General features: G+C 60.9%; 18 protein-coding genes. 8 read left to right on the top strand and 10 right to left on the bottom strand.

Features of this window, described 5'->3' with window-relative positions; all coding sequences use genetic code 11:
- Positions 1-4 precede the first annotated feature (4 nt).
- The 6 genes from JONANDRAFT_RS00595 to def form a co-directional block, all read right to left on the bottom strand.
- Positions 5-766, bottom strand: a complete 762-nt coding sequence (locus tag JONANDRAFT_RS00595) for a thiamine pyrophosphate-dependent enzyme (protein ID WP_008522351.1) — start codon at positions 764-766, stop codon at positions 5-7.
- A gap of 14 nt (positions 767-780) precedes the next feature.
- Positions 781-1,830 (bottom strand): 3-methyl-2-oxobutanoate dehydrogenase subunit VorB, encoded by a 1,050-nt coding sequence (gene vorB / locus JONANDRAFT_RS00590; protein WP_008521983.1) that lies wholly within the window; start codon positions 1,828-1,830, stop codon positions 781-783.
- 16 nt (positions 1,831-1,846) lie between these two features.
- The gene (locus JONANDRAFT_RS00585) at positions 1,847-2,068 is read right to left on the bottom strand and encodes a 4Fe-4S dicluster domain-containing protein (protein WP_008521982.1); all 222 of its coding nucleotides are present in this window, start codon (positions 2,066-2,068) and stop codon (positions 1,847-1,849) included.
- Between the two features lie 73 nt (positions 2,069-2,141).
- Entirely contained in the window at positions 2,142-2,969 is an 828-nt protein-coding gene (locus JONANDRAFT_RS00580) for a hypothetical protein (RefSeq protein ID WP_008521981.1), read from the bottom strand.
- Positions 2,966-3,892 carry a methionyl-tRNA formyltransferase gene (fmt, locus tag JONANDRAFT_RS00575; RefSeq protein WP_008522350.1) on the bottom strand — a complete coding sequence of 309 codons (927 nt, stop codon included), beginning with the start codon at positions 3,890-3,892 and terminating at the stop codon, positions 2,966-2,968. The genes JONANDRAFT_RS00580 and fmt overlap by 4 nt, the downstream gene beginning before the upstream one ends.
- Entirely contained in the window at positions 3,889-4,377 is a 489-nt protein-coding gene (def, locus tag JONANDRAFT_RS00570; RefSeq protein ID WP_008521978.1) for a peptide deformylase, read from the bottom strand. The genes fmt and def overlap by 4 nt, the downstream gene beginning before the upstream one ends.
- A 302-nt stretch (positions 4,378-4,679) precedes the next feature.
- Between def and JONANDRAFT_RS00565 the strand changes: the two genes are divergently transcribed.
- The 3 genes from JONANDRAFT_RS00565 to JONANDRAFT_RS00555 are packed head-to-tail and all read left to right on the top strand — an operon-like array spanning position 4,680 to position 8,065.
- On the top strand, positions 4,680-5,177 hold the full coding sequence (locus tag JONANDRAFT_RS00565; protein ID WP_008522349.1) for an RrF2 family transcriptional regulator: 498 nt from the start codon (positions 4,680-4,682) through the stop codon (positions 5,175-5,177).
- 8 nt (positions 5,178-5,185) lie between these two features.
- The gene (locus JONANDRAFT_RS00560) at positions 5,186-6,511 is read left to right on the top strand and encodes an OmpP1/FadL family transporter (RefSeq protein WP_008521974.1); all 1,326 of its coding nucleotides are present in this window, start codon (positions 5,186-5,188) and stop codon (positions 6,509-6,511) included.
- 30 nt (positions 6,512-6,541) lie between these two features.
- The gene (locus JONANDRAFT_RS00555; RefSeq protein ID WP_008521971.1) at positions 6,542-8,065 is read left to right on the top strand and encodes an AMP-binding protein; all 1,524 of its coding nucleotides are present in this window, start codon (positions 6,542-6,544) and stop codon (positions 8,063-8,065) included.
- Positions 8,066-8,166: 101 nt separating this feature from the next.
- Here JONANDRAFT_RS00555 and rpoD read toward each other — a convergent pair whose 3' ends face one another.
- Positions 8,167-9,291 carry an RNA polymerase sigma factor RpoD gene (gene rpoD / locus JONANDRAFT_RS08285; protein WP_196792683.1) on the bottom strand — a complete coding sequence of 375 codons (1,125 nt, stop codon included), beginning with the start codon at positions 9,289-9,291 and terminating at the stop codon, positions 8,167-8,169.
- A 1,424-nt stretch (positions 9,292-10,715) separates the two neighbouring features.
- On the bottom strand, positions 10,716-11,369 hold the full coding sequence (locus JONANDRAFT_RS00545) for a hypothetical protein (protein ID WP_008521968.1): 654 nt from the start codon (positions 11,367-11,369) through the stop codon (positions 10,716-10,718).
- An 89-nt stretch (positions 11,370-11,458) separates the two neighbouring features.
- On the opposite strand from JONANDRAFT_RS00545, the gene JONANDRAFT_RS00540 reads away from it, so the two are divergent.
- From JONANDRAFT_RS00540 to JONANDRAFT_RS00520, 5 genes are all read left to right on the top strand, one after another.
- On the top strand, positions 11,459-12,163 hold the full coding sequence (locus JONANDRAFT_RS00540) for a DedA family protein (RefSeq protein ID WP_008521967.1): 705 nt from the start codon (positions 11,459-11,461) through the stop codon (positions 12,161-12,163).
- Between the two features lie 166 nt (positions 12,164-12,329).
- Positions 12,330-14,222: a translational GTPase TypA gene (gene typA / locus JONANDRAFT_RS00535; RefSeq protein ID WP_008522347.1), complete on the top strand. Its 1,893-nt coding sequence runs from the start codon at positions 12,330-12,332 to the stop codon at positions 14,220-14,222.
- Positions 14,223-14,284: 62 nt separating this feature from the next.
- On the top strand, positions 14,285-15,292 hold the full coding sequence (locus JONANDRAFT_RS00530) for an NAD(P)H-dependent glycerol-3-phosphate dehydrogenase (protein WP_008522346.1): 1,008 nt from the start codon (positions 14,285-14,287) through the stop codon (positions 15,290-15,292).
- 85 nt (positions 15,293-15,377) lie between these two features.
- The gene (locus JONANDRAFT_RS00525; RefSeq protein WP_008521964.1) at positions 15,378-15,548 is read left to right on the top strand and encodes a 4Fe-4S binding protein; all 171 of its coding nucleotides are present in this window, start codon (positions 15,378-15,380) and stop codon (positions 15,546-15,548) included.
- A 162-nt stretch (positions 15,549-15,710) separates the two neighbouring features.
- Entirely contained in the window at positions 15,711-17,057 is a 1,347-nt protein-coding gene (locus tag JONANDRAFT_RS00520; RefSeq protein ID WP_233417405.1) for an esterase-like activity of phytase family protein, read from the top strand.
- Positions 17,058-17,127: 70 nt separating this feature from the next.
- Here the strand turns inward: JONANDRAFT_RS00520 and groL are convergent, their stop codons facing one another.
- A complete protein-coding gene (gene groL, locus JONANDRAFT_RS00515; protein ID WP_008521962.1) occupies positions 17,128-18,771 on the bottom strand; it encodes a chaperonin GroEL in 1,644 nt (547 codons plus the stop codon).
- A gap of 26 nt (positions 18,772-18,797) precedes the next feature.
- The gene (gene groES, locus JONANDRAFT_RS00510) at positions 18,798-19,088 is read right to left on the bottom strand and encodes a co-chaperone GroES (RefSeq protein ID WP_008521961.1); all 291 of its coding nucleotides are present in this window, start codon (positions 19,086-19,088) and stop codon (positions 18,798-18,800) included.
- Positions 19,089-19,296: the final 208 nt, after the last annotated feature.

Genomic DNA, 19,296 nt, shown 5'->3' with positions numbered 1-19,296 from the left:
CTCCCTACTTGGCCTCTTCCGCTGGGAAGTCCTTGTACAGCCCCAACGGATAGTATGGGAACATTTCATCCTTCTGCCATTTAAAGGCGTCAACCGGCGACATCCCCCAGTTCGTGGGGCAGGTGCTCAGGACTTCGATAAACGAGAAGCCCTTGCCTTCCATCTGGTACTTGAACGCCTTGAGGAAGGCCTTTTTCGCCTTCATGATGAGCTGAGGCGACCCGACAGACACGCGCTCAACGTACGCGGGCGTGACAAGCGCCGAGATGAGCTCGCACATGCGGATAGGCCAACCGGTCGTCTCCGGGTCGCGACCCTCCGGGCAGGTGGTCGCCTTCTGGCCGATCAGCGTCGTCGGGGCCATCTGGCCGCCGGTCATGCCGTAAATCGCGTTGTTGATGAAGAACACGCAGATCTTCTCACCCCGGTTGGCGGCGTGAATGATCTCCGCCATACCGATGGAGGCCAAGTCACCGTCGCCCTGGTAGGTGAACACGATCTTGTCGGGGTGAACCCGCTTGATGCCGGTCGCCGTCGCCGGCGCGCGGCCGTGAGCGGCCTCGACGAAGTCGATATTGATATAGTCGTACATCATGGCGGCGCAGCCTACCGGAGACATAGAAATGGTCCGTTCCTGAATGCCCAGCTCATCGATGCACTCGCAGATGAGCCGGTGAGCTATCCCGTGTCCGCAGCCCGGGCAGTAGTGGGTGTGGACGTTCGGCATCCAGCTCTTCGGAACGGAATAAGTTTTCGTTTCAGACATGACGGTTCCCCCTCCTAACCGAGAAGCTTCCGGCACTCGGTCTCAATTTCCTCGACCGACGGCGCAAAACCGCCCGCACGGCCATAGAAGCTGATAGGCCAGCGGTTTTCCGTGGCGTTCTTCACGTCCACGAGCATCTGTCCGTAGTTCATCTCCACGTCGAACAGCTTTTTGGCTTTGGGCAGATTTTCAAACGCCTTCAGCGGGAACGGGAACAGCGTGATGGGACGAATGAGCCCGACTTTCTTCCCCTCAGCTCTCAGGTGATCCACCGCGGTCTTCGCGATACGCGCCACAGTGCCGAACGCGGTAATGACCAGTTCGGCGTCGTCAGCGTGGTAATTTTCCCAGCGGGCGTCTTCCTGCATCGCCGCGTACTTGGCCTGCAGGTTCTTGTTGTGGGTCTCCAGAGGCTCGGCTGCCAAGTACAAACTCTTGAGCAGCGTCCTCTTGCCCTGACGGTCAGGGAAGTAACCCAGCGCCCAGGACTTGTAATCGCCCCGGTTGCACTCCCGCTCGTTGATCTCCACCGGCTCCATCATCTGCCCCATGAACCCGTCGGCCAAGATGATAACCGGCGTGCGGTACTTGAACGCGAAGTCCCACGAGCCCTGAACGAGCTCGACGACTTCTTGCAGAGAACTGGGAGCGAACACCATGGCGTGATAGTCGCCGTGGCCGCCGCCCTTCGTCGCCTGGTTGTAGTCTCCCTGAGCGGGAAGGATTCCGCCGAGCCCCGGGCCGGCCCGCATGACGTTGACGACCACGCAGGGCAGCTCAGAACCGGCCAGGTAGCTCATGCCCTCGGACATCAGAGAAATGCCGGGGCTGGACGACGACGTCATCACTTGAGCTCCCGACGCAGCGGCGCCCAGCACCATGTTGATGGACGCTACTTCGCTTTCCCCTTGGACATACACGCCGCCGCAGTGCGGCAGTTTCGCTGACATGTACTCCGGGATTTCGTTCTGCGGCGTGATCGGGTAGCCGAAGAAATACCGGCAGCCGGCCTTAATTGCCGCTTCCCCGAAAACCTCGGCGCCTTTCATCAGTACCTTGGTCATTCGGCCTCTCCCCCTTCTAGTCCTCTTTGATCCGGTACACTTCGATGCACGCGTCAGGGCAGGACATCGCACACATAGAACAGGCGATGCACCCTTCCGTGAACTGCTCCGAGGGACGGTAACCCCGGGCGTTCAGATGGTCGGAGATGCGAAGCACATGCTTCGGGCACGCAGCCACGCACAGGCCGCAGCTCTTGCAGTACGCCTCGTTGACCGTGATCCTTCCTTTGGCCGCCATACATAACTCCCCCTCTCAAAATACGCGCTGCCAAACTGCCTCTTTATGTTCGCCCAAAAGCTCCTTCCGGCCTCTATTCTTCCGAGCCCTGTTTGGAGCGATTGTACTCGTACGTCTGAAGCATCCTGTGTCCGTGGTTTTTCGCCGGCAGGCCAGTTCCCCAAATGGCGCCGGGCTCCCACGGAAGAAGCATATGCCGCGACAGCTGCCACAAAGGCGTCTTCACGCCCTTCTTTTGGAAGAGCTTCACCGTCTCCTCGTGAATCGACGGCCGGGTGCTGCAGTACAAAAGCGGCAGGCCAAACGCCTGAGACGCCTCTTCGACCAGCTGCCACCCCGAGTAGACGTCTTCCGGCGTCGTCTCAGTCATCACGTGAGAATTGCTCACCAGAGCGCCGACTTCCAGACTTCCGATTGCTTCCATGCGGCTTTTCATCACCCGAATCGAGTCAAGCGTGCTCGTTTGAGGCCGGAATGAGTTCACCACAAGGATCAGCAGGAAACCGGCCTGACGAAGGCGCAGCTGGTACTGTTTCAGCGCCAGAGCGCCTTCCGCGTCGCCGCCGATGTCGAGAAGCACCCGCTTTCCCGGCGCGGAAAGAACCCGATCGACCTCAGATGTCACCACCGGCATGTCGCTCCATTTGGCCTGACCGGGAGCCGTCAAAACCTGAAAGCCTTCCGCTTCCAAGGCTTCCGTCACCTGACGGATGCAGAAATACGGGTTAATGATATCCGCGTCCGCAACTGTCACGTCGTCCCCCAAAGCCCGGAAGCCCGCCGACAGATTAAGCACCCACTCGGTCTTTCCGGAGCCCAGAGCCCCTGTGACGGCCACAGACTTTGGCCACTCGTACATCCCCATCAGGCGGCGAAGCTCTTCCCGGTCGTCCGTTCTCATAGGATCTCAGCTCCCTCTAATCTCAAACCTTGGGCCCAACTGACGCCCTCCAGCGGCTTTTTCCCCGCCGGCTGAACCAGATCAAGGCGCAGCGCACCGCACGAAGTGCCAATCAAAAGGTTTCCACCCTGAAAGGCCATATGCCCTTCTGGAACCGTCCGAGCTTCCACCGGGGCGGCCTTCCAGACCTTCACCCGCTGGCCTCGGAACTCAAACCACGCGCCGATATCCGGCGACAGAGCCCGAACCAGACAGGCCAAGCGGGACGCCGATTCACCTGCGTCGAGCCGGCATTCGCCTTTGTCGATCTTAGGGGCAAACGTCGCCTCCCGGTCGTCCTGCGGCTGAAGCGTCTCGCCGCCGGCACAAAAACTTTCGAGCCGAGAAGCCAGAAGCTCCGACCCCCTATCGGCCAACTTGTCCAGCAGCATTCCCGCGTCGTCGTCTGGCCCAAGCGGCATGGCCTCCTGCAACAGAATCGGCCCGGAATCCATCCCTTCCGTCAGGGAAAAGACCGTCACGCCGACCGTTTGGTCGCCGTTCATCAGGGCCCGCCGCACCGGCGCCGCGCCGCGCCACTTCGGCAACAGCGACGGGTGAATGTTCAGGCATCCGGCCCTAGGCCCATCAAGCCACGGGCGGCGGATCATCTGTCCAAAGTCTACAACCAACATCACGTCGGGCGGGCAAGCCGACAGGCGGCTTTGAAGTTCTTCGTCGCCGTTCAGCCGGAGCGTCCGCGCCACCGGTAGCCCCAGATCAACCGCTTTTTCTTCGAGCGGCGAGGGCAGCTCCTTCATGCCTCGACCCCGTCGGGTCGGCGGCTGAGTCACCACCAGTTCAAACGAGACGCCGCAGCTCGCCAGACGGGCAAGACACCGGGCGGCGAACTTCCCCGTGCCGCAGAACCAGACGGATCTCACGCCAACCCCATCTTTTTGAGCACAAGGTTCCGCTTGAGCGGCGAGAAGTTGTCAATCAGCAGCCGGCCGTTCAGGTGGTCAATCTCGTGGGTAAACGCCCGGGCAATAAATCCCTGCGCCGTGTACTCCTGCAGGTTCCCGTCGCCGTCCTGACACCGGACGGTCACCTTGAGCGGCCGCTTCACTTGGCCAAAAATTCCCGGGAAGCTCAGGCAACCTTCCTCGCCGGTCTGCCCGCCCGAGGAGGCAATCACTTCAGGGTTGATCAGATGATACAGATGATCCGTTTCAGCGTCGTAGACGACGGCAATTTTCTTCGCGATCCCAATTTGCGGGGCCGCTAGGCCGACGCCGTCGGCTTCGTGCATGATCACCGCCATGTCTTCCAGCAGGCGGCGCAGCGCCTCGTCAAAAACCGTCACAGGTTCGGTCGGCTGCCGCAGAACCGGATCGGGGTACACGCGAATCATGTCGGTCACATTCATCGTGGCACCACCTTTCCACTTTAATATGCTTACGATTTTATTGTATCACTCCTTAGAGATTACAACTCATATTCTATACTTTAAATTGTCTTACTTTAGCTACACATTAAATTTTATTTGCTTGACCTATAAAAATCTTCCTCTTTGCTCTCTTTTGATGACAGCCGGCGCGTTTCAGCTCCCCCGGCGGTTTTGGCCTGCCGTTTCCCGATGAAGCCTTGAATCGACGCTGCGCTTGTCAAATTCGTAAAAGTGGAATAGTATATCCACATTGCCATTTTAGGCGATAAGCCGCCGCGGAGGTGAGCCCAATCAATCCAATCGTCAATCTTCCGGAACCGTTGTGGCTCGGCCTTCACGCGCTTGTCGCCCTCGGACGGGAACCGGAGCAGCCCCGGACGACCGAAACCCTCTCTGAGTCGATCGGCTGTTCAAAGACACACCTTTCCAAGGTGCTTCAAAAGCTCTGCCACGCCGGGTACGTCACGGCGCTGCGCGGGCCCGGAGGCGGGTACCAGTTGGCACTTCGCCCCGAGAAGATCTGCATGCTTCACGTTTTCGAGCTTCTTGGCGGCCCGTTCATTCCCACGGGCTGCACGGTGGATCACCATCAAAACGAGCCGTGCCTCATCGGCGCGATGATGGACGAACTGACCATCGCGTTTCGGGATTACCTCGCCACAAAAACATTTTACCATCTGCTTCGCTTTTACGAACTGACCCCAGAAATCAGAATCGGCGTCTCGGTAAGCCAGCGGACAGGCGGCTCTTGCCGACGAGCCGCAAACGAAAGGAACTGACACTCCCAATGCATCTGAAAAAAATCGCCGCTTTTGGTGCGGCCGCCGCGTTGCTTTTTACCGCTCACGTTCCTGCCTGCGCTGCTGGATTTGCCGTGTACGAGTGGGACAGCTGGGGCGTCGCGCTGGCTGACGCCATGATGTTCAGCGACAGCCCCTCCGTGATAGGCTTTAACCCGGCTGGGATCACCCAGTTCGACGCCAACGGCTCGGTCGCGTTTGGCGCGACCTGCATCACCCCGGTAGGAACCGCCCATTTTTACCGCAACGGGAAACAAGTCGCGACGTCTGACAACACGATTTCACCCTGCGTCGCGCCCTACGCGTTTTTCGCCAAACAGATCAGCGACTCGGCGTGGTTCGGCTTAGGGCTGTACCCTCGCTTCGGATTGGCGTCCAAGTTCCCGTCGGACTTCCCTGGCCGGTTCAACAACTACCTGGCCGATTTCAAAACCCTCAGCGTGGCCCCGACGATCGCCCTGAAGATCTCCCCGTCGCTGTCGTTGTCCTTCGGCGGCGATCTGATGTGGACGGACCTCGAGCTGGGGCGCGCCATCGGCTGGACGAGCAAAGATCCCAAGCCCGCCTGGGCGCCGTTCTCGTCGTATGAAAGCCATATGAACCTTCACGGCAAGAGCTTCGGTACCGGTTGGAATGTCGGGCTGAACTGGCAGGCTTCCGATAAGCTGTCCATGGCAGCGGTCTACCGCTCAAAAATCAAGCAGACCATCAGCCACGCCACGACGACGTTCACCCAACCCCAGACGAACTTCGGCCCGGTTGGAGTCGGTGGGGAGACCTTCGGCCGAGGGACTGTCACCCTGCCGGACAGCTGGACGTTCGGACTTGGCTGGAAGTTCGACGAAAAGACGAGGGTCGAGTTCGACGCCATTTACACTCGGTGGAGCTCGTACAACTCGCTGGACATCACCTTCGACACGTTTTTCCCGCTCCTTCCGGCCCTCGGCCCCGGCGCCCTAAATTACACGGTCGTCTCGCCGAAGAACTGGAAAGACCAGTGGCGATTCCAGCTGGGCGTCGAACACCGGATGAACAGTCACTGGACATTGGGCGCTGGCGTCGCATGGGACGACTGCCCTTCACCCGACCAATTCTCGGATTTCATCGTCCCGGTCGGTTCGCGCACTACTTACTCGCTGGGCGCCCAATACGTCAACAAGGGACTTAAATTGTCTTTTTCTGCCGGTTATATGGATATCGAGGACAAGCCCATCAGCTCTGCCGGCGGGCCACTGGGCGACCCGGACTTCACCTGCATCAGCCGCAGCTGCTACGCCACGATTTTCGGTCTGGCCTGTCAGATTGACATGTAGCTCGTGAGACTTTGAGGAGGGAACAATCTCATGGATAACCGTCTTGAGTCCGTCATTTACGAGAGCCTTTCCAGGACGCCGGAGAAGGAGTGCTGCAAGTTCGCCGACGTTTCCATCAGCCGCCGCCAGTTCGTCGGGCTGGTTGAGGCGTGCGCCGGCTCCCTTCGCGAGTCGGGCTTTCAGCCCGGCGACCGTCTGGCCACCGTGCTGCCCAACAGCCCGCTGATGTTGGCTCTGTCGTTAGCCGCGTGGAAACTTCAAGGTTCTGTCGTTCCCTTGAGCCCGGTCGCCGGTCCCGAACTGATCTCCCGTTTTGTAGGGCTGCTCGACCCGTTCGCCCTGATCCTCCCAGCTGACGTCAAGGAGATGGACCTGATGGCCCAAGCTCTTTCCCCGCTGGGTGACCGGGTCGTCCGCGTCCCGCTGGACCGGCCTTTGTCGCCCCTGCCCCGTCGGGTCTGCCGTCCCGGCCGACCGGACACGGCGGTCATTTTCTCCACGTCCGGCACCACCGGCGCCCCTAAGGCCGTGCCTCTGACCCACAGCAACGTCCTGGCCAACCTTGAGGCCGCCAAGGAGCACGTGAGCTTGGTCCCCGAAGAGCTCCGCATACTCAACATGCTGCCAAACTTCCACACCTTCGGCTTCTGCCTGTCCGGCGTCTGGCCGCTGGCGCTGGGATATCCTCAGGTCCTTCTGCCGAGCTTCCTGCCGCCAACCCGAACGATTCAGACTATCTACAAGGAGAAAATTTCCATCCTCGTCGCCGTGCCCACGCTGATCGCCATGCTCTGCGAGGCCGTGTCCCGCGCCCAGCTTCCCCCTCCCGGCTCGCTGAAGCGGATCATCTGCGGCGGCGCCGCTGTCCCGGAACGGCTGTACCATCTTGTTCCGAAAATTTTAGGCGTTCCCGTCCACGAGGGGTACGGCCTGACAGAGTGCTCGCCGGTCGTAGCCGCCGTCAGACGCGCTGAAGACGGCCGTTTCGGCGTCATCGGGCCGTTCTTCCCGGGCTTTCAGCACCAGATTCGGGACACGGAAGGCCGGGTCATCGGCGGGGATGAAGGCGTGCTGTGGCTCAAGGGTCCGTCGGTATGCAGCCGATACGTTCAGGCCGAGGGAGACGATAACTGCCAGCGGTTCGACGACGGGTGGTTCAACACAGGCGACGTGGTCCGCCTGCTCCCGGAAGGAATGCAGATCATCGACCGAGCCAACGACATCATCATCGTCAGCGGGTTCAACGTGTACCCGCAGGAAGTTGAAAACTGCATGAGGGAGAACCCCGCCGTGGCTGACGTGGCGGTAGTCGGCAGCCCGAACGCTTTAAGCGGCGAGTTCGTCAAGGCGTTCGTCATTCCCGCGCCGGGCGTCCAGACCAGCGAGCGGGAACTCATCAACTGGTGCAAGAAGCGTCTTCCCTCGTACAAGGCGCCCCGCAAAATCGACTTTGTGGAAGAGCTCCCGCGCAACGCGCTGGGCAAGGTCCTCCGGCGGGTGCTCCGGGACAAAGAACGTGCGGCGGCAAAGCTCGGCCGCGGAGAAAATAGTTAAAAACGAAAAGGAGCAGGCGTCCGACAGGACGCCTGCTCCTTTTGCGTTTGCTGTTATTTTTTCAAACAGAAGCCGGCGCCCTAACGGGCGCCGGCGACAGGTCAGTCGAGAAAATCTCTCAGTTTTTTGCTGCGGCTGGGATGACGAAGTTTGCGAAGAGCCTTCGCCTCGATCTGGCGAATACGCTCTCTTGTCACGCCGAATCGGCGGCCCACTTCTTCCAGCGTGTAGCTGCGGCCGTCCTCCAAGCCGAACCGATACCGCAGGACTTCCCGCTCCCGGTCGGACAGGGCGTTCAGCATTTCTTCAATCTGCTCTTGAAGCAGGTTGTCCGCCGCCACGTCTTCCGGGCTCGGCAGGCTTCTGTCCTCGATGAAGTCGCCCAGCTGACTGTCCTCTTCTTCGCCGATGGGCGTTTCGAGGGAAACGGGCATCTGAGATATGCGTTTGATCTCCTCCACCCGCTCCGGTTCGATCTTCATCTCCGCGGCAATTTCCTCGTCGCTCGGCTCTCTGCCCAGCTTTTGAACCAGCTGACGGGAAATCCGCACCATCTTGTTGATGGTCTCCACCATGTGGACGGGAATGCGGATCGTCCGAGCCTGATCGGCAATCGCCCGAGTGATGGCCTGACGAATCCACCACGTGGCGTAGGTGCTGAACTTGAAGCCCCGCCGGTAGTCGAATTTTTCCACCGCCCGAATGAGCCCCAAGTTGCCTTCTTGAATCAGGTCGAGGAACTGCATTCCCCGGCCGATGTATTTTTTGGCAATGCTCACCACCAGCCGGAGGTTGGCGTTGATGATTTCGTCTTTGGCGGTCTCGTCGCCGGCTTCGACCCGCTTGGCGAGGGCGACTTCCTCCGCCGCGTCCAGAAGGGACACCTTGCCGATGTCCCGCAGGTACATCCGAACCGGATCGGACAGGGGCACGTCTTCCATCTTGCCCAGCTCTTCGCCGTATCCCGGGTCGTTGTCCTCGTCCGAGTCGGCGTCGCTGTTCTTGGACTCGGCCAAAGCCCGGGCCGCCGCCTGTCCGGCCGTCACGTCGCCGGCCGCGCTGCCCGTGCTGTCCACCAAGTCAACGCCCAAGTTCATCAGGTTCTCAATGACAAATTCAAGGACGTCCGAGTTCCACGCGTCTGCCGGCACGGTCTCTTCAATGTCCTGATTCGTCACAAAACCTTTGTCCTTGCCAACCGTGTACAGCTCGCGGACCCACTTCATCCGACTCTGCCGGGCCAGCGCCGCGTCCTCGTCGTCAGCCTCCCCCGACTCCTCGTCGTCGATCACCGGCAGGTCTTCCGCCTCGTCCTCTTCGTCGTCCGGCTTGTCAGGCTTATCCTCTTCCAAGTCGTCGGACGCCTCTTTGGCAAACAGGTCGTCGTCCAGCGACACGTCCACGTCGTCCGAGTCCATCGAGGCGATATCGTCAGCCAGCGGCCCGTCGATATCCGGCTCAGCTTCACCCTCGGCCATCTGTTCCTCGGCTTCTTCGGACTGATCCAACGGCTCGCCAGCGGGAAGGTCTACTTCTTCCGTCGCAGCCCCCTCCGGCTGGCCTTTGGCGCTCTCCTTGCTCTTCTTTTTCGGCTTGCTCGGCTGGGAGGCTTTCGTCCCGTCCTCGGCCGCCTCGTTCAGTGCCGTCTCCGACTTGGCGACGCCATCGCCCGCCGGCTGATCTTCACCGGCGTTCTTCGCTTTCTTCGCCGGCTTTTTCGTCTTTTTGGCTTCCGCGGGAGCGCTGGCCTCGGCCTTTGCTTCTTCTTTCGAAGCCTCCGGCTTGGGTGCGGCCTTTTTCGGCTCGGGGGCTTTTTTCTTCGCCGCGGAGCTCTTCTTCGCCGGCTTCTTTTCCTCCGGCGCGGTTTCAGCTTGTTCAGCGGCAGGAGCCTTCATCGCGAGTGCGCTCTCGCCCGCCGGCTGATCTTCACCGGCGTTCTTCGCCTTCTTCTGCGCCTTCTTCGACTTTTTTGCTTCCGCGGGAGCGCTGGCCTCGACCTTTGCTTCTTCTTTCGGGGCGGCCTCCGGCTTGGACGCGGCCTTTTTCGGCTCGGGCTCTTTTTTCTTCCCCGCCGAACTCTTCTTCGCCGGCTTCTTTTCCTCCGGTGCGGTTTCAGCTTGTTCAGCGGCAGGGACCTTCATCGCCGGCGCCACCTTTTTCTTTGCGGGCTTTTGCTTTGACGGCTCAGGAGCTGCAGCGCCCTGCGCCGCCTTCCCTGCGCCCTTCTCAGGGACTTGGGCCTTTTGAGCCCCGTCCTTTTTCGCCTTCGGCTGAGCTGCCGGCTCCGACGCCGGCCTCTTTGCCGCGGTCCGGGGAGATTTTTTTGCCGTTTCTGACGTCTGGGGAGCGCGCTGAGCGGCCGCCTCGCTTGTCTCTGCCGACGAGGCGGGACCTTTTTTCCCCGCGGCAGTCTTTTTCTGCTTCGCCGGCTCCGCCTTGGTGGAGGAGGGAACGGAAGATCTGCCGCCCGCCTTGGACGGCGTCTGTTCCTGAAGCGCTTTCTTTTTCGTCGCTGACATGGATGTCCTCCTCTGCTGGTTAATCAGTAACAACGACAAAAAATCAGATCGGCTCCCCTTTGACGAAAGGCTTGCGTTGATCTGATTTATCCGTAACTTATTTATTTTATCATATGTTGCTAAGAAAGACTTCAGACTCCCTGATAGAACGGTGGCAGCGACAGCCGGGGCGACGGACCAAGAACGTTGTGCGTGGCGTCCAGCTGAAACGACTCAAGCTGTTTCTCTATCATCAGGTCGCTGGTTCGGTCGGTCTCGAACATGACCGGGGCCCGAAGGAACCCGTACGTCTCGGCAAAATATGGAATCTGCCAGTTCCCCAGCTTTTTGTCCGACAGCGCTCGGGCCAGCTCGGACAAACAGGCGTCCTCGTCGATAAGCGGCAGGGAGCCCAGCAGTGCCAGAGCTTTGCACTTTCCAAGCGGCAGGTCGGCGCGCCAGAACGTGCACCACGTCACGCCGGCCACCAGCTCGTCTTTAGGGGTGACGAAGCGAGCCAAGAAGTCCTCCATCGTCGGGCTGTAGCCGAACACGACGGTAAAAAGCGGCGACAGCGGCTCGACCGACGAGGCCAATGGCGCGTCCCAGATCATGGCGCCGGACAGCCCGGACGTGACGCCGCACAGGTATAAAAACTCGCTTTGAAGGGCCATCGCGCCCTCCCCGATCGTCTTCATGACCGGCCCGTGCGTCTCCAGCATGGAAAGGGGCCGAGAGGCCACCACGTAGGAGATCCACGATCCGACTTCGATGCTCAGTTCACCGTCCCACAGCGGCAGCTCCACTCGATCGCCTCCTCCCGCAAAGCCGACAGTTTTACACGGGTGGAAGTATAGCACAGTCGACCAGTCCAAGATAACGGGGCTGTGCTACAATGCTTGTGAAAAAATCAAAGGGGGACAGAGCCATCAACAGATTTTTTACAGCTTTCGCCGACGTTTCTAAATATTTTGGTCAGCTCGTCTCGTGGATCGTGGCGACCGTCGGGGCCTTAGGGTACCCGGGGATCATCGCCCTGATGTTCCTTGAGTCGTCGTTTTTCCCGTTTCCCAGCGAGATCGTCATGCCCCCGGCGGGGTATCTGGCCGCCAAGGGCGAGATGAGCCTGTGGCTGGTAATCCTCTGCGGCGTCGGCGGCAGCCTGCTTGGCGCGCTGTTCAACTACTGGCTCAGCGCCACGTGGGGACGGAAGTTCTTCGACCGCTGGGGCCGGTACGTGTTCGTCTCCCCCGCGTCGCTGGAAAAGGCCGAACGGTTCTTCGCCCGGCACGGCCACATCAGCACCTTCATCGGTCGTCTGCTGCCGGTGGTGCGCCAGTACGTCTCCCTTCCCGCCGGCGTCGCCCGAATGAACCTGCCCCAGTTCTGCCTGTACACGTCGCTCGGCTCGGCCATCTGGGTCGTCGCCCTGACGCTCGTGGGCTACTGGGTGGGCCAGAACGGAACGGACGCCGTTCACGGCGTGATGAAAGCCATCACGGCGGCTCTCGTGGTCTTCTGCGCTGCCCTCGCCCTTTTCTACCTCCGCCGGGTTCGCCGCGAGAAGGTCTGCGTGGCGGCCCGCACAAAAGACCGATAATCCCTTGGCCCGATTAAACCGCCGGGCCATTTTGTTTTTCATTGGCCGGCTGAATTTGGCTTCATTCTGAGCCGAACGCCGCTGACGATTGTATTCAGAACAATTTCGATATATTATCGTATATGTTTTGTCATCCCCTCGCGTTCAAAAACTGGAGTGTGGTTTCGTGTTTTCTATTGATAAGATCCGCAACGTGGCAATCGTGGCCCACATCGACCACGGCAAGACGACCCTCATCGACTCGATCTTCCGTTCTACTCAGGCCCTCGGCCGAAGCTGTCAGCAGGAAGAGCGCATCATGGACAGCGGCGAGCTGGAAAAGGAACGGGGCATCACCATCACGTCGAAGCACTGCACCGTGCAGTGGCATGACTACCTGATCAACATCATCGACACGCCGGGACACGCCGACTTCTCCGGCGAGGTGGAACGCGTCCTCTCGATGGTCGACTCGGTCCTGCTTCTGGTGGACGCCAACGAAGGCCCCATGCCGCAGACCCGCTACGTGCTCTCCCGCGCTCTGGCGATGGGACTTCGGCCCATTGTCATCGTCAACAAGGTTGACCGGCCCAACGCCGACCCCAAAGGGGCGCTTGAAAAAACGTTCGACCTGTTCCTCGAACTGGGCGCCTCGGACGAGCAGGCCGACTTCCCGGTCCTCTACGGCTCCGGACTGACCGGCTGGCTTGTCAACGACCTGTCCCAACCCCACGAGGGCATGGACGCCCTTTTCCAGACCATCGTCGACCAAGTCCCGCCGCCGCCGTCCAACTCGGACGAGCCGTTCCTCATGCAGGTCAGCACTCTGGCGTGGAACGACTACATCGGCCAAATCGGCTGCGGCCGAATCATCTCCGGCCGGCTCAAGCAGGGCGAACAGTTTATCCACAGCCACACCGAGTGGAACAACCAGAAGGATCACGACGCGGGCTGGCACGTCACAGGCCAGTCGCCCGAAAAGGCCGCCCACATTTGGGTCACCAAGGGGCTCGACCGGGTAGAAGTGGACGAGGTCTTCGCCGGGGAAATCGTCTGGTTTGCCGGCCCGAAGACGATCCGCATCGGCGACACCATCGCCTCACCGGCAATCGAAAGGACCCTCCCGCCACTGGATATCGAGGAACCGACCGTCTCCATGTTCTTCCTCGTCAACACCGGCCCGTTCGCCGGCCGGGACGGCACGCCGCTCACCCTCCGTCAGCTCAAAGCCCGTCTTGAGCGGGAGTGCCAAACCAACGTCGCCCTGCGGGTCGAGGACTTAGGCCGCCCTGACGGTCTGAAGGTCTCCGGCCGAGGCGAGCTTCAGATGTCAATCCTGATCGAACAGATGATCCGCGAGGGCGCGGAAGTCTGCGTCTCCCGCCCCGAAGTCATCACCAAACAGGACGAACACGGCCACCTGCTCGAACCGATGGAAGACTTAGTCATTGACGTGCCGGAAGAGTTTCAAGGCATCGTCATTCAAAAGCTGGCGGACCGCAAGGCCGATATGGTCAACATGGTCAGCCTGAACACCGGCATGGTCCGCATGGAATTTGACATTCCCACCCGCGGGCTCATCGGCTACAGGAGCTCGTTCTTGACCGACACGCGCGGGCTGGGCATCATGTCGTCCCGCTTCAAGGGGTACGACCTGTGGCGCGGCGAGGTCACCAGCCGCAACCGAGGCTCCATCGTCAGCATGGACACCGGCACGGCCACGGCCTACCAGCTGGAAAACCTGCAGGATCGCGGCGTCCTCTTCATCGGCCCGGGAACGGACGTGTACAACGGCCAAGTCATCGGCGAAAGCTCCCGCCCGCTGGACGTGCCCTGCAACCCCACCAAGAAAAAACAGATGACCAACTGCCGGTCGTCCACCAAGGACATGGCCGTCAAGCTGGATGTTCCCCGCGAGGTCGTCCTTGACCGGGCCATCGAGTGGATCGCCGACGACGAATTGGTCGAAGCCACGCCGAAGGAGATCCGTATCCGCAAGGCGATCTTGGACATGGATCAGCGCAAGAAGGCCGCCAAAGCGCGGCAGGAAGCCTCAGCCCGCGCGGACGCCAACGAGTAATCCCAGCTCCCCTGCTCGGCACGGGGGAGCTTTTTCGATATTTTTTCAAAGGAGGAAACGCCGTGAACGCACCGGTCACCGTCTTCGGCGCCGGCAGCTGGGGAACAGCTCTGGCCCAGATACTTTCTGCCAACGGCCCGGTCACCCTGTGGTGCCGGGACAGCGAGCAGGCCAGTTACATTGCCCAGCGTCACGCCAACCCTAAACGCCTTAAAGACCAGCCGTTGAACCCGAGCATCGAGGCCACGTCCTCGCTTCCCCGCGCGGCCGGCTCGCCGCTGTGGGTCCTAGCCGTCCCGCTGCAGTCCCTGAGAGGGCTGCTGACCGACCTCGCCCCGCATTGGAGGCCCGGCGTCATGCTCTGCAACGCCGCCAAGGGCGTAGAAATCGGGTCGCTGAAGCTGCCTAGCGGCATCGCGGAAGAGCTCCTGCCCGCCGTGCCGTTTGCGGTCATCTCAGGCCCCAGCCACGCCGAAGAGGCAATTCAAGGGCTTCCAGCCTGCGTCGTCGCCGCCGCCCGGTCAGAACGCGACGCCTGCCTGTGGCAGAAGACGTTCGGCACCCCGTCGTTTCGCGTCTACTCGAGCACGGACCTGATCGGCGTGGAAATCGGCGGCGCCGTCAAAAACGTCATCGCCGTCGCCTCCGGAATGATTCACCGCTACGGCATGGGCGACAACGCCGCGGCCGCCACGGTCTGCCGCGGGCTCGCCGAGATCACCCGGCTGGGGCTTGCCATGGGCGCAAAACCTTTGACGTTCTCCGGGCTCGCCGGCGTCGGTGACCTGATGGTCACAGCGTTCAGCCGCCACTCCCGAAACTTCCGGCTGGGCGAACTGATCGGCGGCGGACTCTCGCTTCAAGAGGCGGCGGCCCAAATCGGCGAAGTCGCCGAAGGCGCTTGGACCGTCCGCGCGCTGGCCAACCTCTCGCGTCGGCTCGGCGTTGAAATGCCCATCAGCGACGCGGTGTACCAAATCCTCTACCAAGGACAGGACCCGCTGAACGCCCTCCAGACCCTGCTGACTCGCCCCCTGCGGCCTGAAGCCGCGGGAATTACCGGCGACTAGCTCACCAGACCGGCCGCCTTGCACCGGCCTTTTCGGTCATGTATACTTTATTTAGTTTCACACCTTACCTGGAGGAGGTCATATTATGGCAGCTGTAGTGAACAAGGATATGTGCGTGGGCTGCGAAACCTGTGTGGGCACTTGCCCGGTAGAGGCCATTTCCATGGCCGACGACAAGGCGGTCGTCAACCCGGAAGTCTGCGTCGAGTGCGGCGCCTGCGTTTCCGCTTGCCCGTCTGAGGCAATCACCCTGTAACTGATCCAGCTCTGTAAAGTCCGGGGACTTCCGGCGAGCGATTGGCGCGCTCGCCCCGAAGTCCCCGGACTTTTTTGCCTTCAGCCTACCGTCACATCGCCGCAACGTTTCTGCAAGGATTGCGGCATATCATACGGCTATCCTGTTCAGGAGGTCGATATGATGAAAAAGGTATTCTGCTCCCTCGCGTTCCTTGCCTGCGCTGCCCAGGCCGCGCTAGCCGCCCCGTCCGTTCAGGCCGTTCACCTCGAACTGACCGACGAAGATTACATCCCCTGCGACAGCTCCCTTGCCGCCGAGTTCCCCAAAGGCATGCCCTTAGGGATCGGCTCCTCCCTAGCCTTCGTCTCCAAAAAGCCCGACGGCTCGCTCGTCTTTTTGGGAATCTCCGACCGGGGCCCGAACGGCGACACGCCGCTCTGGCGCGACGCAAGCGGCGCGCTCTACCCGACAAAGATGTTCCCGTCCCCTGACTTCACCCCGACCATCGCGACGATCACGGTCAAAGGAGACCGGGCCAAGCTGAGCGACCTCACCCTCGTTCGGGACGAGAAGGGCCAGCCAATCAGCGGGCGCCCTGTCCCGGCCGGACTGACCGGCTCAACCGGCGAGACGGCCTTGGACGTGAACCTTTCAGCTCTGCCCTTTGACGCGAACGGACTGGACACGGAAGGCATCGACATCGCCCGGGACGGCTCTCTTTGGATCTGCGACGAGTACGGCCCGTTCATCCTTCACTTGGACAGCAAAGGGCGCACGCTCGAAAAATACGGCCCCGGGAGCGGCCTGCCTGAAATTCTCGCCCGCCGGCAGATCAACCGAGGCTTTGAAGGGCTCTGCGTCCTCCCGTCCGGAAAAATCGCCGCGGTCGTTCAGAGCATTCTGGACCTGAACGGAAAGGTAAAAAAAAGCTCCGCGCCGTTCGTCCGGCTGATCGTCCTCGACCCGACGACGAAAGAGTGCAAGACCTTTGCCTACCCGATCGACGCGACGTCGTACAAGAAAAACGCCGACGCCAAAATAGGCGACCTGGCCGCGGCAGGAGAAAACCGCGTCCTGCTCATCGAACAAGGAGCGGCCGAAGAGGACGGCGTCATACACCGCCTGTACGCCGTCGACCTATCGGAAGCGACCGACATCACCGGCGTCAAAGCGCCCGACGGCCGGGAACTCGAAACGCTGAGCTCCCTTGACGAACTGACCAGCGCGGGCATCCGCCCGGCGTCCAAAAAACTCTTAGCCGACCTGAACGCCCTCGGATGGAAGGCCGAAAAGGCAGAAGGCTTGGCGGTCGTGGACGACAAGACCGTGGCGATCTGCTCGGACAACGACTTCGGCATGACCGCCGAACTGACGGGCGTCTCCGGCAAGAGCAAAGACTACCTCGTTTCTGACGGCAAAGTCGTCACGGCAAAAGACCTGGAGCCCACGGGCGGGAAAGTCCGCGTCACCCCAACCGGCGAAGAGACCGCCTTCTGGCTGGTCACCTTCGACGAACCGATCCGCTGACGTTCCAACAAAGAGCGAGGCGCTCCCCAAAGGGAGCGCCTCGCTCTTGTGCGCGTTTAAAAGGTTAAGTCTAATACATATCTCCCATGCCGCCCATGCCAGGGCCCATACCGCCGGCGGCGGGCTGTTCCTTGGCCGGCTTGTCGGCAATCAGGGCCTCGGTGGTCAGGACCATCTTGGCGACGCTGGCCGCGTTCTCCAGAGCGCTCCGGGTCACCTTCAGCGGGTCGATGATGCCTTCCTTGATCATGTCAACGTAATCGCCGCTGGCCGCGTCAAGACCTTGACCGGTCGGAAGGCCCTTCACCTTCTCCACCACCACGTCGCCCTGCAGTCCGGCGTTGGAAGCGATCAGGTGCAGAGGAGCGGACAGAGCCGCCAGCACCAAGTTAGCGCCGGTTCTCTCGTCGCCAGCCAGCTTCAGCTCGTCGATCTTGGCCTTCAGAGGCTCGTAGCAATTCACCAGCGCCACGCCGCCGCCGGCCACGATGCCCTCTTCAACCGCCGCGCGGGTCGCCGACAGGGCGTCCTCGATGCGAAGCTTCAGTTCCTTCTGCTCCGTCTCCGTCGCGCTGCCGACCTGAATGACCGCCACGCCGCCGACCAGCTTGGCAAGGCGCTCCTGCAGCTTCTCCTTGTCGTAGTCGGACGTGCTGTCTTCCATCTCCTTGCGGATCTGGTTCGCCCGGTCGCGGATCGCCGCCGGATCACCGGAGCCCTCGACGATCGTCGTGTCTTCCTTCGTCACCCGAACCTTCTTGGCCCGGCCCAGCTTGGACAGTTCGACGTTCTCCAGCTTCTCGCCCAGGTCGGCGGTAATCACTTCGCCGCCGGTCACAATGGCGATATCCTGCAGCATCGCCTTGCGGCGCTCGCCAAATCCCGGGGCCTTCACGGCCACAACGGTCATCGTGCCGCGCAGCTTGTTGACGACAAGCGTCGCCAGAGCCTCGCCCTCGACGTCCTCGGCGATGATCAGAAGCGGCTTGCCGGTCTGAAGGACCTTCTCCAGAATGGGCAGCATATCCTTGATGTTGCTGATCTTGCCGTCGTTGATCAGAACGTACGCATCCTCAAGGGACGCTTCCATCCGCTCGGTGTTCGTGATCATGTAGGGGCTGATGTAGCCCTTGTCGAACTGAAGGCCTTCCACCGTCTCAAGGGTCGTGCCGGTCGTCTGGCTATCCTCAACGGTAATGACGCCGTCTTTGCCGACCTTGTCCATCGCCTCAGCGATAATCGCGCCGACTTCCTTGTCGTTGGCGGAAATGGAAGCCACCTGGGCGATGCCGTCCTTGCCCTTCACGTCCCGGCCAAGGGTCTTCAGGTGCTCGGTCACAGCGTCAACGGCCTTCGTCACGCCGCTGCGCAGGAAAATGCCGTTCGCGCCGGCGGCCACGTTCTTCATGCCCTCGGAAATGATCTCCCGGGCCAGCACAGTCGCCGTCGTCGTTCCGTCGCCGGCGATATCGTTCGTCTTGGACGCCACTTCTTTCAGAAGCTGAGCGCCCATGTTCTCGAACGGGTCTTCCAGCTCGATGTCCTTCGCGATCGTCACGCCGTCGTTGGTGATCGTCGGAGAGCCGAACTTCTTCTCCAGAACGACGTTCCGGCCCTTGGGGCCAAGCGTCATGCCGACCGTGTCGGCAACCTTGTCGATACCGCGCTGCAGCGCGCGGCGGGATTCTTCACCGAAAGCGAGAATTTTTGCCATAATAAGCGATCCTCCTCAAGAATACGTTACTTGTCCAGAATAGCCAGCACGTCGCGCTCGCTGAAAATCACGAGCTCTTCGCCGTCCAGCTTGATCTCTGTGCCGGCGTACTTGCTGAAAATGATGTGGTCGCCAACCTTCACTTCGGGCAGAAGCTTCTGACCGTTCTCAAGCACCTTGCCGCTGCCGACCGCCAGAACCTCGCCCTCCTGAGGCTTCTCCTGCGCCGTGTCAGGCAGGTACAGGCCGCCCTTCGTGCGCTCCTCTTTGCTGATGACCTTCACGACAATTCGATCTGCCAAAGGCTTTAACTGCATGCTAATAACCTCCCTCAAAATGGTGACTCACGGCGGTCTCCCGCCCTAATGCCCTATTTTTATTAGCACTTATCAAACACGAGTGCTAACACGGTACATAATAAACGGCCAGCCTCGATTTGGCAAGACGTTTCTGTCGGTCAAACCACGTAAATTCTCCGGCTCGTCAGGACCGAGCGAACAAGCGGCGTGACAGCTAAAAATTCCC

Origin of the sequence: Jonquetella anthropi DSM 22815, from assembly GCF_000237805.1 — a bacterium.
Taxonomy (GTDB): Bacteria; Synergistota; Synergistia; order Synergistales; family Dethiosulfovibrionaceae; genus Jonquetella; species Jonquetella anthropi.
Note: the sequence above shows the minus strand (reverse complement) of the source record. Positions and strands in the feature narration are given on the sequence as shown.

Excerpts from the sequence above, each read along its gene's own strand:
- JONANDRAFT_RS00595 (WP_008522351.1), bottom strand. The coding sequence starts at position 766 with ATGTCTGAAACGAAAACTTATTCCGTTCCGAAGAGCTGGATGCCGAAC.
- vorB (WP_008521983.1), bottom strand. The coding sequence starts at position 1,830 with ATGACCAAGGTACTGATGAAAGGCGCCGAGGTTTTCGGGGAAGCGGCA.
- JONANDRAFT_RS00585 (WP_008521982.1), bottom strand. The coding sequence starts at position 2,068 with ATGGCGGCCAAAGGAAGGATCACGGTCAACGAGGCGTACTGCAAGAGC.
- JONANDRAFT_RS00580 (WP_008521981.1), bottom strand. The coding sequence starts at position 2,969 with ATGAGAACGGACGACCGGGAAGAGCTTCGCCGCCTGATGGGGATGTAC.
- def (WP_008521978.1), bottom strand. The coding sequence starts at position 4,377 with ATGAATGTGACCGACATGATTCGCGTGTACCCCGATCCGGTTCTGCGG.
- JONANDRAFT_RS00560 (WP_008521974.1), top strand. The coding sequence starts at position 5,186 with ATGCATCTGAAAAAAATCGCCGCTTTTGGTGCGGCCGCCGCGTTGCTT.
- JONANDRAFT_RS00555 (WP_008521971.1), top strand. The coding sequence starts at position 6,542 with ATGGATAACCGTCTTGAGTCCGTCATTTACGAGAGCCTTTCCAGGACG.
- rpoD (WP_196792683.1), bottom strand. The coding sequence starts at position 9,291 with ATGAAGTGGGTCCGCGAGCTGTACACGGTTGGCAAGGACAAAGGTTTT.
- JONANDRAFT_RS00540 (WP_008521967.1), top strand. The coding sequence starts at position 11,459 with ATGCTTGTGAAAAAATCAAAGGGGGACAGAGCCATCAACAGATTTTTT.
- JONANDRAFT_RS00525 (WP_008521964.1), top strand. The coding sequence starts at position 15,378 with ATGGCAGCTGTAGTGAACAAGGATATGTGCGTGGGCTGCGAAACCTGT.
- JONANDRAFT_RS00520 (WP_233417405.1), top strand. The coding sequence starts at position 15,711 with ATGAAAAAGGTATTCTGCTCCCTCGCGTTCCTTGCCTGCGCTGCCCAG.
- groL (WP_008521962.1), bottom strand. The coding sequence starts at position 18,771 with ATGGCAAAAATTCTCGCTTTCGGTGAAGAATCCCGCCGCGCGCTGCAG.
- groES (WP_008521961.1), bottom strand. The coding sequence starts at position 19,088 with ATGCAGTTAAAGCCTTTGGCAGATCGAATTGTCGTGAAGGTCATCAGC.